The organism is Citrobacter sp. BDA59-3 (assembly GCF_015167655.1).
Taxonomy (GTDB): domain Bacteria; phylum Pseudomonadota; class Gammaproteobacteria; order Enterobacterales; family Enterobacteriaceae; genus Phytobacter; species Phytobacter diazotrophicus.
The window spans coordinates 3,705,649-3,720,755 of sequence record NZ_CP063427.1 but is presented as its reverse complement, the minus strand read 5'-3'; the positions used below and the strand labels follow the sequence as shown (position 1 = coordinate 3,720,755).

The following is a 15,107-nucleotide window of genomic DNA, read 5'->3' as shown; positions in this document are numbered from 1 at the left end:
TTTACCTCCCCCCGGCGCAAATTTGTTCTGCGGCATACAGCGCGGTAACCGCGCAAACGCCACCCCCACACCCCTGAGCAACCGCATCAAAGCCACCCAAAACGGAGCCCACCACATACAGATTATCCAGCGTCGTGCCCTGGCGCTTAGCGCGTAGCGTTTCGTCAGTGATCACGCCAAACTGCTGCCATGGCTGGGTATCAAAGACGTTGTCGCGATACCAGCTTTCCCGTCCGGGGCTTTGTAACACGTCGAGGTCAAAAATGGTTTCCCGTACGCGATCGCGTTCGGCAATCAAACCGTTACTGAAAAAACTGCCGCTGGCGAGCACCACATGGCGTGGACGTAGCGCAATATCCTCGTGCTTGCGCGTCCACAGTTGTGTCACGCGCCCACTTTCCACATCGGCACGGATCACCTCATCACCGGGCATCCATGTCCCACCGCTTTGGATAAAACGCTGTTGCAGGCGTGATTGCATACGGGTGCCGGGAACCGATGGGGGCAGGGTAGGCAGCAACCGTAGCGGACAGGAGAGTTGCTGGTTAAGTCGTGTAAAGACGGCGCTATCCTGCAGGCCGAAACAGGCCGGGAAGTAAAGCTCGTCGTACTGACGGCTTAACGGCAGCAAGGCGCGGTACAGCTCGTCAAAATTCTGTGCAACATCCAGTACACGGGCGATATTGACGGCGCGAAATTCACTCGGGTTATCCCGCACGCGGTCCAGCACCGGCAGCGTTATCTCTTCTGCGGTGGCATTTATGCCACGTTTTTTCAGTGACGCGGCAGCGAGTTGCGGCTGAAAATCGAGAAACCCACAAATACCGACGACCCCAATGGCAATATCTTTTGTCGGCTGGAGAGGAATTTCATTGGGGCTTAACCAGGCCTGACGGAAGGTACCCAGTGGGGTGACGCGGATATGCGGCGTATCGGCCTCACCTTTTAGCGCCAGGCCGCAGTCTGCCAGCATGGTCTGGGTCATTTTTGCATAGTGGCGTACCCTTTCAGCGCCCAGTAAGGCATAAGGATGTTCGCTTTGCATACGCTGTAACGCGTCTACCCCGGCGATGAGGTCGGTGACCGGTTGCCCATCCGGCAGACGGGAGAGTAAGTCCAGCGAGCCGGAAGAGAAATTGAGTGCACTCTGACCGCGGCTGACAATGGCACAGTGTTGACCGTTTTCGCTCAGCCGAATGCCGCAGAGTAACCCGGCGAGGCCGCCGCCGATAATAACCGTATCAAATTTCATCAGTTGGCTCCTTTTCAAGCCCGCACAGTCCTTGATAGACCCAACGTGTAAATTCACTTTCGCGTAGCGCATCCCCCCAGGCGACAGGTTTGATGCCCTTCCAGCGCTCATTCAAAAATGCGCAAAGCTGGTTAATAGATTCTGTTTCGCTGGTCACCCGCATGCTGTGCAGTAAGCCGGCTGCGCGACAGGCGCACAGTTCACCCTGACATGTGCCCATGCCCACGCGGGTACGGCGGCGCAGATCCAGCAGAGAGTTAACATTCAAGTTTTCAACGGCATACTGGACTTCCCCGGCGGTGACGGCTTCGCATTCGCACACCAGGCTACGACTGTGGCGATCGCTGCCCAGCGAGGCTGGCGTGCGATCGCCATGGCGATAAATAGCCGAACCGCGTAGCGGCACCGGCAGTGAGATAATTTTTTTTAGCGCCTGTTCGGTAGGTTGCTGTGAGCCGGGCAACGGCGTTGTCGCTGTGGTACAAGGGGTGTTAAGACCGAGCTTGCGGCAGACGGCATCTGTGGCCCACTCCGCCATCAGACGGTAGGTCATCAGCTTGCCGCCGGTAATGGTGATAAAGCCTTCCATCCCGTCACGTTGAGCGTGATCGAGCAGCACAATACCACGGCTTACGTTACGTCCTGTCGGGTCATCATCGCTGGCAACCAAAGGACGTACGCCTGCATAGGCGCGCAGGATACGGGTTTGCGCCATTACTGGCGCCAGCTTTTCCCCTTCACGCAGCAGAATATCGACTTCTTCAGGCGTCACCCGAATGTTGTCAATATCCTTATAGTCAATATGCGTCGAGGTGGTGCCAATCAGGGAAATGGTATCGCCGGGTACGAGGATGTCGGCATCGGCCGGTTTACGACAACGGTTTATCACATGCTGATTGATACGGTGGTCGAGTATCAGCAGGGCTCCTTTGGCCGGGAACATGCGAATCCGTAAATCCGCATACTCCGCGATGCGCTGTCCCCAGATCCCGGCGGCATTGACCACGACAGGAGCATGCAGAGGATAAATTTCATGGGTTTGCGGGTTCATCAGTTGTACGCCGGTGACCCTGTCGCCCTGGCGTATTAATCCGCAGACTTCGTGACCTGTCAGGATAGTGGCGCCATGTTCACGCGCATCCAGCATATTACTGGCGGTCAGGCGAAAAGGATCCACCGTGCCATCGGGTACGCGGACGGCGCCAGTCAGTGCCGGATTTACGCTGGGCTCCGTGCGCCGCGCTTCTTCTGACGTAATGGCCTGCGCGTTAATCCCTGCGCGCTGGCAGGCGTCAATAAAGACAGGCTGATAAGCCAGATCGTCTTCCGGCAGGGTGATAAATAAACCGTCTGTAGGCTCAATACAGTGGCGAGCGATACGCTTGAGGATTTGGTTTTCTGCAATACATTCCCGGGCGGATTCGTTATCGGTCACTGCGTAACGCGCACCGCTGTGCAATAAACCGTGATTGCGGCCGGTGGCACCTGTGGCAATGTCATGGCGTTCAAGCAGTACCACGCGCAGTCCGCGCAATGCACAGTCGCGGGCGATGCCTGCTCCGGTCGCGCCACCGCCGATGATGATGACATCGTAATCGTTTGAGTTACCCATATTTTCGTCTTCCGAGCGGGATTCCATAGAAACATTTAGCCACACTGTTGCTATGAATTGTTTGATATCGCGCATATTCGAGCAAAAAACGAAAATAACCAGAGTGGTTTTATGTCTGAAAGTGGAGCTTTGTCATAAATATGTAACATAAGGTGCGACAAATCGCCTTTTGTCGTTAGAATTTGCCGGGTAAAACCGTTACAAACGAAATCATGGTTTCGTTTTCACTCATAGTAGTCACATATAATGATAAAACCCTGCCACGGAGGCATATATGTTGAGTATTTTCCGGCCAGAATCCCACCGAGAAAGACTTCCTGAAGATCGTATCGACCCGGTTTATCGTCGTCTGCGCTGGCAGATCTTCCTGGGTATTTTCTTTGGCTATGCGGCCTATTATCTGGTGCGCAAAAATTTTGCGTTGGCCATGCCTTACCTTGTGGAGCAGGGCTTTTCCCGCGGTGATTTAGGGTTTGCGCTGTCGGGGATCTCCATTGCCTATGGTTTCTCAAAGTTCATTATGGGGTCGGTCTCGGATCGTTCGAATCCGCGCGTTTTTCTGCCCGCCGGGTTGATTCTGGCCGCGGCAGTCATGTTGTTCATGGGATTTGTCCCGTGGGCGACATCGAGCATTGCCATTATGTTTGTGCTGCTGTTCCTGTGTGGTTGGTTCCAGGGAATGGGGTGGCCGCCGTGCGGACGTACCATGGTGCACTGGTGGTCGCAAAAAGAGCGTGGCAGGATAGTGTCTGTATGGAACTGTGCGCACAACGTCGGCGGCGGTATTCCCCCGTTGCTGTTCCTGTTGGGTATGGCCTGGTTTAACGACTGGCACGCGGCGCTGTATATGCCTGCGTTTGGGGCAATCATTGTGGCGATCTTCGCGTTCGCTATGATGCGCGATACTCCTCAGTCCTGCGGCTTGCCGCCGATTGAAGAGTATAAAAACGACTACCCGGACGATTACAGCGAAAAGGCAGAAGAGGAACTGACGGCGAAGCAAATCTTTATGCAGTACGTCTTCCCGAACCGTCTGCTCTGGTACATCGCCATCGCCAACGTCTTCGTTTATCTGCTGCGCTACGGCATTCTGGACTGGTCACCCACCTACCTGAAAGAAGTGAAACATTTCGCGCTGGATAAATCTTCCTGGGCCTATTTCTTTTATGAATATGCCGGGATCCCAGGGACGCTGATTTGCGGCTGGATGTCGGACAAAGTCTTCAAAGGTAACCGTGGTGCAACAGGCGTCTTCTTTATGACGCTGGTCACCATTGCCACGATCATCTACTGGTTAAACCCGGCGGGTAATCCGACGATAGATATGGTCTGTATGATTGTCATTGGCTTCCTGATCTACGGCCCGGTGATGCTCATTGGTCTGCACGCTCTTGAACTGGCTCCGAAAAAAGCCGCCGGTACGGCAGCGGGCTTCACCGGTTTATTCGGCTACCTTGGCGGGTCGGTGGCGGCCAGTGCGATTGTGGGTTACACCGTCGATTTCTTTGGCTGGGACGGTGGTTTTATGGTGATGATTGGCGGCAGCATTCTGGCTGTGCTTTTGCTGATTGTGGTGATGATTGGCGAACGCAAACATCATGCACAAGTGGCGGCTAAGCGCCGGTAAGGCAATAAAAAGGGCCGCGCGCGGCCCTTTTACATTTCAATCTCAATATCCCCTTTTGCTTTGCAGCAGCAGGGTAATATTTCGTCAGGCTGGATAAAGGCCAACGGCTCGGTCAGCCAGTCGACCTGGCCTGTGACCAGGCGACAGCGACAGGAGCCGCAGTAACCTTCGCGGCACTGGTATTCCACCGGCACGCGGTGTGATTCCAGCGCCACCAGCAATGACGGATGTTCTTCCTGGCACAACACCTGTGTGCCCGTCAGCCGTAAGGTTACGCGCGTCATCAGAGCTGGAAGTTACTCAGGTCGTCGGTATCGACTTCGGCGTCGATCTGGCCAACCAGATAAGAGCTGACTTCCACTTCCTGCGGAGCCACCTGAACGTTGTCAGAGACCAGCCATGTATTGATCCACGGTATCGGGTTAGAGCGGGTCTGGAACGGCAAGTCCAGGCCGACCGCCTGCATGCGGATATTGGTGATGTACTCAATATACTGCCACAGGATGTCTTTATTCAGACCGATCATAGAGCCGTCGCGGAACAGATACTCTGCCCACTCTTTCTCCTGCTGCGCCGCCTGGACGAACAGGTCATAGCACTCCTGTTTGCACTCTTCGGCAATCTCCGCCATTTCCGGGTCATCGCTACCTGAACGCAGCAGGTTCAGCATGTGCTGAGTCCCGGTCAGATGCAGCGCTTCATCGCGTGCGATCAGACGGATGATTTTGGCGTTGCCTTCCATCAATTCGCGCTCCGCAAAGGCGAAAGAGCAGGCAAAGCTGACATAGAAGCGAATAGCTTCCAGTGCGTTAACGCTCATCAGACACAGATACAGTTTCTTTTTCAGCTCGCGCAGGTTCACGATCACGGTTTTACCGTTAACGGTATGGGTACCTTCGCCAAGCAGATGCCAGTAGCTGGTTAGCTCAATCAGCTCATCGTAATAGGCCGAAATGCCCTCGGCACGTTTCTGGATCTGCTCGTTGGTGACGATATCGTCAAACACAATCGCCGGATCGTTCACGATGTTACGGATGATGTGGGTGTAAGAGCGCGAATGGATCGTTTCTGAAAACGCCCAGGTTTCAACCCAGGTTTCCAGTTCCGGGATCGAAATCAGCGGCAACAGCGCCACGTTCGGGCTACGACCCTGAATAGAGTCCAGCAGCGTCTGGTATTTCAGGTTGCTGATGAAAATGTGTTTTTCGTGTTCCGGCAACGCCTGGTAGTCAATACGGTCGCGGGAAACGTCAACTTCTTCCGGACGCCAGAAGAAGGAGAGTTGCTTTTCAATCAGCTTTTCAAAGATGTCATATTTTTGCTGATCGTAGCGTGCCACGTTGACCGGCTGGCCGAAGAACATTGGCTCTTTGAGCTGGTCGTTTTTCGTCTGTGAAAAGGTGGTGTATGCCATGAGTGTGTCCTGTGAGAGATTTTGTAGATCGGGCAAACAAAATCGTAGGCCGGGTAAGCGTAGCGTCACCCGGCATTTACATTAGATCTTACATGCGCCGCTTTCGCAGCCATCATCCTGAATGGACGGCACCAGATCATCCTGCGCATCTTCCGCACCGTCGCGGGTGTTTTGATAGTACAGGGTCTTCACGCCAAATTTATAGGCAGTGAGCAAGTCTTTCAGCAATTGCTGCATCGGCACTTTTCCGGACGGGAAGCGTGTCGGGTCATAGTTGGTATTTGCAGAGATCGACTGGTCGATAAATTTCTGCATGATGCCCACCAGTTGCAGATAGCCGTCGTTGTTCGGCATTTCCCACAGCAGCTCGTACTTATCTTTCAGCAACTCATAATCCGGCACCACCTGACGCAGGATACCGTCTTTCGACGCCTTGATGCTCACATGGCCGCGCGGCGGCTCAATGCCGTTGGTGGCGTTGGAGATCTGCGATGAGGTTTCCGACGGCATCAGCGCAGACAGCGTGGAGTTACGCAGGCCGTAAGTTTTCACCGATTCACGCAGGGCGTCCCAGTCGTAGTGCAGCGGCTCGCTGGTGATACCGTCCAGGTCTTTCTTGTAGGTATCAATAGGCATAATGCCTTTGGAGTAGGTGGTTTCGTTAAACCACGGGCATGCGCCTTGCTCTTTCGCCAGTTCGTTAGATGCTTTCAGCAGGTAGTACTGGATTGCTTCGAACGTTTTGTGGGTCAGGTTGTTGGCGCTGCCGTCGGAGTAGCGTTTGCCGTTTTTCGCCAGCCAGTAGGCGAAGTTAATCACGCCAATACCCAGCGTACGGCGGCCCATTGCACCGCGTTTTGCCGCCGGAATCGGGTAGTCCTGGTAATCCAGCAGGGCATCAAGCGCACGCACGGCAAGCACCGCCAGCTCTTCCAGCTCATCCAGATTAGAAATCGCACCCAGGTTAAAGGCAGACAGTGTGCAGAGCGCGATTTCACCGTTTTCGTCGTTCACGTCTTCCAGCGGTTTGGTTGGCAGAGCGATTTCCAGGCACAGATTAGACTGGCGCACTGGCGCAACCACCGGGTCAAATGGGCTGTGGGTATTGCAATGGTCAACGTTCTGGATATAGATACGGCCGGTAGAGGCACGTTCCTGCATCATCAACGAGAACAGCTCAACGGCTTTTACGCGCTGTTTGCGGATGCTGTCGTCTTTCTCATATTTGGTGTACAGACGTTCGAATTCATCCTGATCGGCGAAGAACGCGTCATACAGGCCCGGGACATCAGACGGGCTGAACAGGGTGATCTCTTCCCCTTTCAGCAGGCGGGTGTACATCAGTTTGTTGATCTGTACGCCGTAGTCCATGTGACGTACACGGTTACCTTCAACGCCACGGTTGTTTTTCAGAACCAGCAGGCTTTCAACTTCCAGATGCCACATCGGATAGAACAGGGTCGCCGCACCACCGCGCACACCGCCCTGAGAGCAGGATTTTACCGCGGTCTGGAAGTGTTTGTAGAACGGGATACAGCCGGTGTGGAACGCTTCACCGCCGCGAATCGGGCTACCCAGCGCACGAATACGACCCGCGTTGATACCGATACCGGCACGCTGGGAAACGTATTTCACAATTGCGCTGGAAGTGGCGTTGATAGAGTCCAGGCTGTCGCCACACTCGATCAGCACGCAAGAGCTGAACTGACGGGTCGGAGTACGTACGCCGGACATAATCGGCGTCGGCAGAGAAATTTTGAAGGTAGAGACCGCATCATAGAAGCGCTTCACGTAGCTCAGACGCGTCTCGCGTGGGTACCCTGAGAACAGGCAGGCAGCCACCAGGATATAGAGGAACTGCGCGCTCTCGTAGATTTCGCCGGTTACACGGTTCTGAACCAGGTATTTGCCTTCAAGCTGCTTAACGGCCGCGTAGGAGAAATTCATATCGCGCCAGTGGTCGATAAACTCGTCCATCTGCTTGAACTCTTCTTCCGTGTAGTCTTCCAGCAGATGCGTGTCGTATTTGCCAAGTTCAACCATTTTTACCACATGATCGTACAGCGCTGGCGGCTCGAACTGACCGTAGGCTTTTTTACGCAGATGGAAAATGGCCAGGCGCGCGGCGAGGTACTGGTAGTCTGGCGCTTCACGGGAGATCAGGTCCGCAGCGGCTTTGATGATAGTCTCGTGAATGTCGGACGTTTTGATGCCGTCGTAGAACTGAATATGGGAACGCAGTTCCACCTGGGAGATGGATACATTACTCAGCCCCTCTGCCGCCCAATCGAGCACCCGATGAATTTTGTCGAGATTGATGCGCTCGGTGCTACCGTCGCGCTTTGTCACCAGCAGACTCTGATTCATGTGAAATTTACCTGTCCGTGAATAAAAAATATCCCCCAATTATCCACAGAACCACGTTGTGACTAAGTCTGTGGATAAATACTATATGTTGGGGGTATATGATAAGAGAAACGCTATATGGTGAGTATTCTAGTAAGGATTCTTTTGAGTACAAGAGTTGATTTTGACGTTAAATTGAGGTTGCAAAAGAGTGATAAAGGCTAAGTCCACGTCGCATAAGGCCTGGCGGGGATGTCAATATTTCGCAAAAAAAAATGAAAATTTGATCAAACGCTGATTTCTTCATCGGGAAGGGGAGATCGCGCGACATGATGTAGCGCAATCTTTATAAGAATAGTGAATGACGTCAGACGTTTTTTGGCTTTGTATGTAACATATAATTCACATCCACACCGGGCGCGAGCTTAAAGGCATTTAACAGCGGGTTGTAATGCAGGCCCGTAATGTGACGCTCCTTTAGCCCGGATTCATTCACCCAACCGAGCAGTTCTGCCGGTTTGATAAATTTCTTCACATCGTGCGTCCCTTTCGGCACCATTTTCAGCACATACTCCGCGCCAACCACCGCCATCAACCACGCTTTGCCGTTACGGTTAATCGTCGAGAAGAAGACGTGGCCGCCGGGTTTGACCAGCCGCGCGCAGGCGTTGACCACCGATTGCGGGTCCGGTACGTGTTCCAGCATCTCCATGCAGGTGACAACATCATATTGCTGTGGATGTTTGTCGGCGTGGTCTTCGACAGTCTCTTGCACGTATTCGACGCGAATGCCGGACTCCAGAGCATGCAGCCTGGCGACCTGTAGCGGTTCAAAACCCATATCCAGCCCGGTGACTATCGCCCCTTCGCGCGCCATGCTCTCCGCCAGAATGCCGCCACCGCAGCCGACATCCAGGACATTCTTGCCAAACAGACCGTCAGCACGTTCTGCAATATAGCCCAGACGTAATGGATTGATGCGATGAAGAGGTTTGAATTCACCTTCCAGATCCCACCAGCGAGAAGCGACCGCTTCAAATTTGGCGATTTCAGCCTGGTCAACGTTTTGAGCAACCGACGTTTTTTCGGCATTCATGGGGATACGTACTCCTTATTTAGCAAGACGGATGAGTATAACAGTCTGCTGGCGCTAATAAAGCGCCCTGCGGGGTCTTTCCGTTTACCTGATTCATTACGGTTGTGTTATAATTTGCGACCTTTGAATCCGGGATACAGTAGAGGGATAGCGGTTAGATGAGCGACCTTGCGAGAGAAATTACACCGGTCAACATCGAGGAAGAGCTGAAAAGTTCTTATCTGGATTATGCCATGTCGGTCATTGTTGGCCGTGCGCTGCCAGATGTCCGCGATGGTCTAAAGCCGGTTCACCGTCGCGTACTTTACGCCATGAACGTCTTGGGCAATGACTGGAACAAAGCCTACAAAAAATCTGCCCGTGTCGTTGGTGACGTAATCGGTAAATACCATCCCCATGGTGATTCCGCAGTGTATGACACCATTGTGCGTATGGCACAGCCATTTTCACTGCGCTACATGCTGGTTGATGGTCAGGGTAACTTCGGTTCGATTGACGGCGACTCCGCGGCGGCAATGCGTTATACGGAAATCCGTCTGGCGAAAATTGCCCATGAGCTGATGGCCGACCTGGAAAAAGAGACCGTTGATTACGTCGACAACTACGACGGTACGGAAAAAATCCCTGATGTTATGCCTACCAAGATCCCGAACCTGCTGGTGAACGGGTCTTCCGGTATTGCAGTCGGGATGGCGACCAACATTCCTCCGCATAACCTGACGGAAGTGATTAACGGTTGCCTGGCGTACATTGATAATGAAGACATCAGCGTTGAAGGGCTGATGGAACATATCCCTGGGCCGGACTTCCCGACCGCCGCCATTATTAACGGTCGTCGCGGTATTGAAGAAGCGTACCGAACCGGGCGTGGCAAAATTTATATTCGCGCCCGCGCGGAAGTGGAAGCTGACGCGAAAACCGGTCGTGAAACCATTATCGTGCATGAAATTCCGTATCAGGTGAACAAAGCACGTCTGATCGAGAAAATTGCCGAGCTGGTTAAAGATAAACGCGTTGAGGGTATCAGCGCGCTGCGTGACGAGTCTGATAAAGACGGAATGCGCATCGTGATTGAAATCAAACGTGACGCAGTGGGTGAGGTGGTGCTGAATAACCTGTACTCCCAGACCCAGCTCCAGGTTTCCTTCGGTATCAACATGGTGGCACTGCACCATGGCCAGCCGAAGATCATGAACCTGAAAGACATCCTGTCCGCGTTTGTCCGTCATCGCCGCGAAGTCGTGACGCGTCGTACGATTTTCGAACTGCGCAAAGCGCGCGACCGTGCGCATATCCTTGAAGCGCTGGCCGTTGCGCTGGCCAATATCGATCCGATTATCGAACTGATTCGCCGTGCGCCGACCCCGGCAGAAGCGAAAGCCGGTCTTATCGCACAGCCGTGGGATTTGGGCAACGTTTCCGCCATGCTGGAACGTGCGGGCGATAACGCCGCGCGCCCTGAATGGCTGGAGCCAGAGTTCGGTATTCGTGACGGCAAATACTACCTGACCGAACAGCAGGCACAGGCGATTCTGGATCTGCGTTTGCAGAAACTGACAGGCCTTGAGCATGAAAAACTGCTCGACGAGTATAAAGAGCTGCTGGAACAGATTGCCGAGCTGCTGCATATCCTCGGCAGCGCCGATCGTCTGATGGAAGTTATCCGCGAAGAGCTGGAACTGATTCGTGAGCAGTTCGGTGACGAGCGTCGTACTGAGATCACCGCCAATACCGCCGACATCAACATCGAAGATCTGATCAACGAAGAAGATGTTGTGGTTACGCTGTCGCATCAGGGCTACGTGAAATACCAGCCGCTTACCGACTACGAAGCGCAACGTCGTGGCGGTAAAGGCAAGTCTGCGGCGCGTATTAAAGAAGAAGACTTTATCGACCGTCTGCTGGTGGCCAACACCCACGACACGATCCTCTGCTTCTCCAGCCGTGGTCGTCTGTACTGGATGAAAGTTTACCAGTTGCCGGAAGCGAGCCGTGGCGCGCGTGGCCGTCCGATCGTCAACCTCCTGCCGCTGGAGCCGAATGAGCGTATCACCGCCATTCTGCCGGTACGCGAGTATGAAGAGGGCGTAAGTGTCTTTATGGCGACCGCCAGCGGTACCGTGAAGAAAACCGCGTTGACCGAGTTCAGCCGTCCGCGCTCTGCCGGGATCATTGCGGTTAACCTCAATGAAGGCGACGAACTGATCGGCGTCGATCTGACCTCTGGTCAGGACGAAGTCATGCTGTTCTCTGCCGCTGGTAAAGTGGTGCGCTTCAAAGAAGATGCTGTTCGTGCGATGGGACGTACCGCAACAGGTGTTCGCGGTATCAAGCTGGCAGGCGAGGATAAAGTCGTTTCGCTGATCATTCCACGTGGCGAAGGGGCAATCCTCACCGTGACGCAGAATGGCTACGGTAAACGTACGGCTGAAACCGAGTACCCGACCAAATCTCGTGGTACGCAGGGCGTTATCTCTATCAAGGTGACCGAACGTAACGGTTCCGTGGTGGGTGCGGTACAGGTTACTGATACCGACCAGATCATGATGATTACCGATGCCGGTACGCTGGTGCGTACGCGTGTGTCGGAAATCAGCGTGGTAGGGCGTAATACCCAGGGTGTTATCCTTATTCGTACCGCGGAAGACGAAAACGTGGTCGGTCTGCAGCGTGTAGCCGAACCGGTGGACGACGAAGAACTTGACTCCATCGATGGCAGCGTCGCGGAAGGGGATGATGAAATCGCCCCGGAAGTTGACGATGGCGCGTCTGACGACGACGCCGACGAGTAATCTGTGCTGAGGGCCGGTTTTCCGGCCCTTTCTCTTTGCCATTGCGGCACCGGCATTTTACCGCTACTTTAACCTCAGTCACTTTTACACCCTCATGGCGGAGTTTCCCCAGGTTGAAATACCTCGTCTCTTTTCGTAGCACTTTGAAAGTCTCGCGCTATCTTTTCCGCGCGCTGGCTCTGGTGCTTTGGCTGCTGATTGCTCTCTTTTCGGTGTTCTACATCGTCAACGCGTTGCGTGATAAAGAGTCAGAAATACGCCAGGAATTTAACCTCAGTGCCGATCAGGCGCAGCGGTATATTCAGCGCACCTCCGACGTCATGAAAGAGCTGAAATACATCGCTGAAAACCGTCTGACGGCAGAAAACGGTATTCTTGCCTCTCGTGGGCTGGATGCGAAAACTGATGTACCTGATTTTCAGCCGCTGTTCCCCGATTCTGACTGCTCGAAAATGGGCACGGCCTGGCGTGGTTCTCTGGAGTCACTGGCCTGGTTTATGCGCTACTGGCGGGATAACTTCTCGGCGGCTTACGACCTGAATCGCGTATTCCTGATTGGGAGTGAGAATCTCTGCGTGGCGGATTTTGGCCTGCGTGATGTGCCGGTCGAACGCGACGAGACATTGAAAAGTCTGCATGAGCGTATTCTGAAATACCGCAACGCGCCGCAGGATGAACGTGGCAACAACCTGTACTGGATGAGCCAGGGGGCGCGTCCGGGAGTCGGCTATTTTTATGCGTTGACGCCGGTTTATCTGGGCAATCGTCTGCAGGCGTTGCTGGGAACGGAACAATCCATTCGGATGGAGAACTTTTTCACCCCCGGCAGTTTGCCAATGGGTGTGACCATCTTTGATGAAAGCGGGCGTGCGTTGATTTCCCTGACCGGTGCGGAAAATCGTATCGAGGCGGATCCGCGCTGGCTGCAGGTGCGCTCCTGGTTTGGTTACACCTCCGGTTTTCATGACCTTATCCTCAAAAAAAGCCTGCCACCTTCGCCGCTGAGTATCGTCTACTCGGTGCCTGTGGACTTGGTGCTTGAGCGTATTCGCATGCTGATCCTCAATGCGGTGCTGCTTAATATCCTTGTGGGGGTTGCGCTGTTTACCCTCGCACGTATGTATGAACGGCGAATTTTTATTCCGGCGGAAACGGACGCCCAGCGTCTGGAAGAGCACGAGCAGTTCAACCGTAAAATCGTCGCCTCAGCGCCGGTGGGGATCTGTATTTTACGTACCCAGGATGGCACCAACATTCTGAGTAATGAACTGGCGCATAACTACCTGAATATGCTCACCCACGAAGATCGGCAACGTCTGACGCAAATTATCTGCGGGCAGCAGGTAAACTTTGTGGATGTACTGACCAGTAACAATACCAATTTGCAGATAAGCTTTGTCCATTCCCGTTATCGCAACGAAAACGTGGCGATTTGTGTGCTGGTGGATGTGTCTGCGCGCGTCAAAATGGAAGAGTCGCTACAGGAGATGGCGCAGGCGGCAGAGCAGGCGAGCCAGTCAAAATCGATGTTCCTGGCAACCGTCAGTCACGAACTGCGTACGCCGCTGTACGGCATTATTGGTAACCTCGATCTGCTGCAAACCAAAGATCTGCCGAAAGGCGTTGACCGTCTGGTGACGGCGATGAATAACTCGTCGAGTCTGCTGCTAAAAATCATCAGCGACATTCTCGATTTTTCGAAAATCGAATCTGAGCAACTCAAAATTGAGCCGCGTGAGTTCTCCCCGCGCGAGGTGATGAGTCATATCACCGCCAACTATGCGCCGCTGGTGGTCCGTAAACAGCTCGGCCTTTACTGTTTTATCGAGCCGGACGTGCCTGCCACGCTGAATGGCGATCCGATGCGTCTGCAACAGGTTATCTCTAACCTGCTCAGCAACGCCATTAAGTTTACCGATATCGGCTGCATTATTCTCCATGTCCGCCGGGATGAACACTATCTGAGTATCCGTGTGCGCGATACCGGCGTCGGGATCCCGGCCAAGGAAGTGGTGCGGTTGTTCGATCCCTTCTTCCAGGTGGGTACCGGCGTGCAGCGTAACTTCCAGGGGACCGGGCTGGGGCTGGCGATTTGCGAAAAACTGATCAGCATGATGGATGGCGATATTAGCGTCGATACCGAACCGGGAATGGGCAGCCAGTTTACCATCCGTATTCCGCTGTATAACGTCGTTGAGCTTGCGCCTGCGGATGTTGATGGCCTTGCGAATACCTGTTGCTGGCTGGCGGTACGCAATGCATTTCTTAACAGTTATCTTGAAACCTTGCTGGCGCATAATGGCATTCAGGTCCAGCACTATGATGGTCGCCCGCTGGGGGCAAACGACACCTTTATTACGGATGATGAACTGCCCGCGTCCTGGAGCGGGCGGGCCGCCGTCATGTTCTGCCGTCGCCACATTGGTATTCCGCTGGAGCGTACACCAAATGAATGGCTGGTTAGCGTGGCGTCGCCGCATGATCTGATTGCGATCCTTGGGCGAATTCACCGTGTTGAGGTGGTGGTGCCGGAAGTCACTACCGCGCTGCCACCGCCGGGCGCGGCCGAGGCGCGTAATGAGGACATGATGATTCTGGTGGTCGACGATCACCCGATCAACCGCCGCCTGCTGGCGGATCAGCTCGGCTCGCTGGGGTATCAGTGCAAAACGGCAAACGACGGCGTAGATGCCCTGAATGTCCTGAGTAAAAACCCCATCGATATTGTGCTCAGCGACGTTAACATGCCGAACATGGACGGTTATCGCCTGACGCAACGCATCCGTGAATTGGGGATGACACTGCCGGTTATCGGCGTGACGGCGAATGCGCTGGCCGAAGAGAAACAGCGTTGTCTTGAGTCGGGCATGGATAGCTGTCTGTCGAAACCGGTAACACTGGACGTGCTGAAACAGACGCTGGCGCTTTACAGTGCGCGAGTAAGAAAAGACCGGCGATAAAAACAAAC

The 15,107-nt window shown here is 54.0% G+C and carries 9 protein-coding genes; 3 read left to right on the top strand and 6 right to left on the bottom strand.

Annotated features, from left to right (window positions below; translation table 11 throughout):
• Position 1: 1 nt before the first annotated feature.
• Complete coding sequence (gene glpB, locus IP582_RS17570) at positions 2 to 1,252, bottom strand: glycerol-3-phosphate dehydrogenase subunit GlpB (protein ID WP_193793959.1); 1,251 nt, start codon at positions 1,250 to 1,252, stop codon at positions 2 to 4.
• Complete coding sequence (gene glpA, locus IP582_RS17565; protein WP_193793958.1) at positions 1,242 to 2,864, bottom strand: anaerobic glycerol-3-phosphate dehydrogenase subunit A; 1,623 nt, start codon at positions 2,862 to 2,864, stop codon at positions 1,242 to 1,244. The genes glpB and glpA overlap by 11 nt, the downstream gene beginning before the upstream one ends.
• A 274-nt stretch (positions 2,865 to 3,138) precedes the next feature.
• Here glpA and glpT point away from each other — a divergent pair, with 274 nt between their 5' ends.
• On the top strand, positions 3,139 to 4,491 hold the full coding sequence (gene glpT / locus IP582_RS17560) for a glycerol-3-phosphate transporter (protein ID WP_071195658.1): 1,353 nt from the start codon (positions 3,139 to 3,141) through the stop codon (positions 4,489 to 4,491).
• 29 nt (positions 4,492 to 4,520) lie between these two features.
• Here glpT and yfaE read toward each other — a convergent pair whose 3' ends face one another.
• The 4 genes from yfaE to ubiG all read right to left on the bottom strand — a co-directional run bounded on the left by yfaE (position 4,521) and on the right by ubiG (position 9,347).
• A complete protein-coding gene (gene yfaE, locus IP582_RS17555) occupies positions 4,521 to 4,775 on the bottom strand; it encodes a class I ribonucleotide reductase maintenance protein YfaE (RefSeq protein WP_039079917.1) in 255 nt (84 codons plus the stop codon).
• Positions 4,775 to 5,905, bottom strand: a complete 1,131-nt coding sequence (gene nrdB / locus IP582_RS17550; protein WP_193793957.1) for a class Ia ribonucleoside-diphosphate reductase subunit beta — start codon at positions 5,903 to 5,905, stop codon at positions 4,775 to 4,777. The genes yfaE and nrdB overlap by 1 nt, the downstream gene beginning before the upstream one ends.
• 81 nt (positions 5,906 to 5,986) lie before the next feature.
• Positions 5,987 to 8,272, bottom strand: a complete 2,286-nt coding sequence (gene nrdA, locus IP582_RS17545) for a class 1a ribonucleoside-diphosphate reductase subunit alpha (RefSeq protein WP_071195659.1) — start codon at positions 8,270 to 8,272, stop codon at positions 5,987 to 5,989.
• Between the two features lie 346 nt (positions 8,273 to 8,618).
• Positions 8,619 to 9,347 (bottom strand): bifunctional 2-polyprenyl-6-hydroxyphenol methylase/3-demethylubiquinol 3-O-methyltransferase UbiG, encoded by a 729-nt coding sequence (gene ubiG / locus IP582_RS17540; protein ID WP_039079920.1) that lies wholly within the window; start codon positions 9,345 to 9,347, stop codon positions 8,619 to 8,621.
• A gap of 158 nt (positions 9,348 to 9,505) precedes the next feature.
• On the opposite strand from ubiG, the gene gyrA reads away from it, so the two are divergent.
• Together gyrA and rcsC are read left to right on the top strand one after the other, a co-directional pair.
• Positions 9,506 to 12,139: a DNA topoisomerase (ATP-hydrolyzing) subunit A gene (gene gyrA, locus IP582_RS17535; RefSeq protein WP_193793956.1), complete on the top strand. Its 2,634-nt coding sequence runs from the start codon at positions 9,506 to 9,508 to the stop codon at positions 12,137 to 12,139.
• A 113-nt stretch (positions 12,140 to 12,252) separates the two neighbouring features.
• Positions 12,253 to 15,099, top strand: coding sequence for a two-component system sensor histidine kinase RcsC (gene rcsC / locus IP582_RS17530; protein WP_193793955.1), 2,847 nt, complete (start codon positions 12,253 to 12,255; stop codon positions 15,097 to 15,099).
• Positions 15,100 to 15,107: the final 8 nt, after the last annotated feature.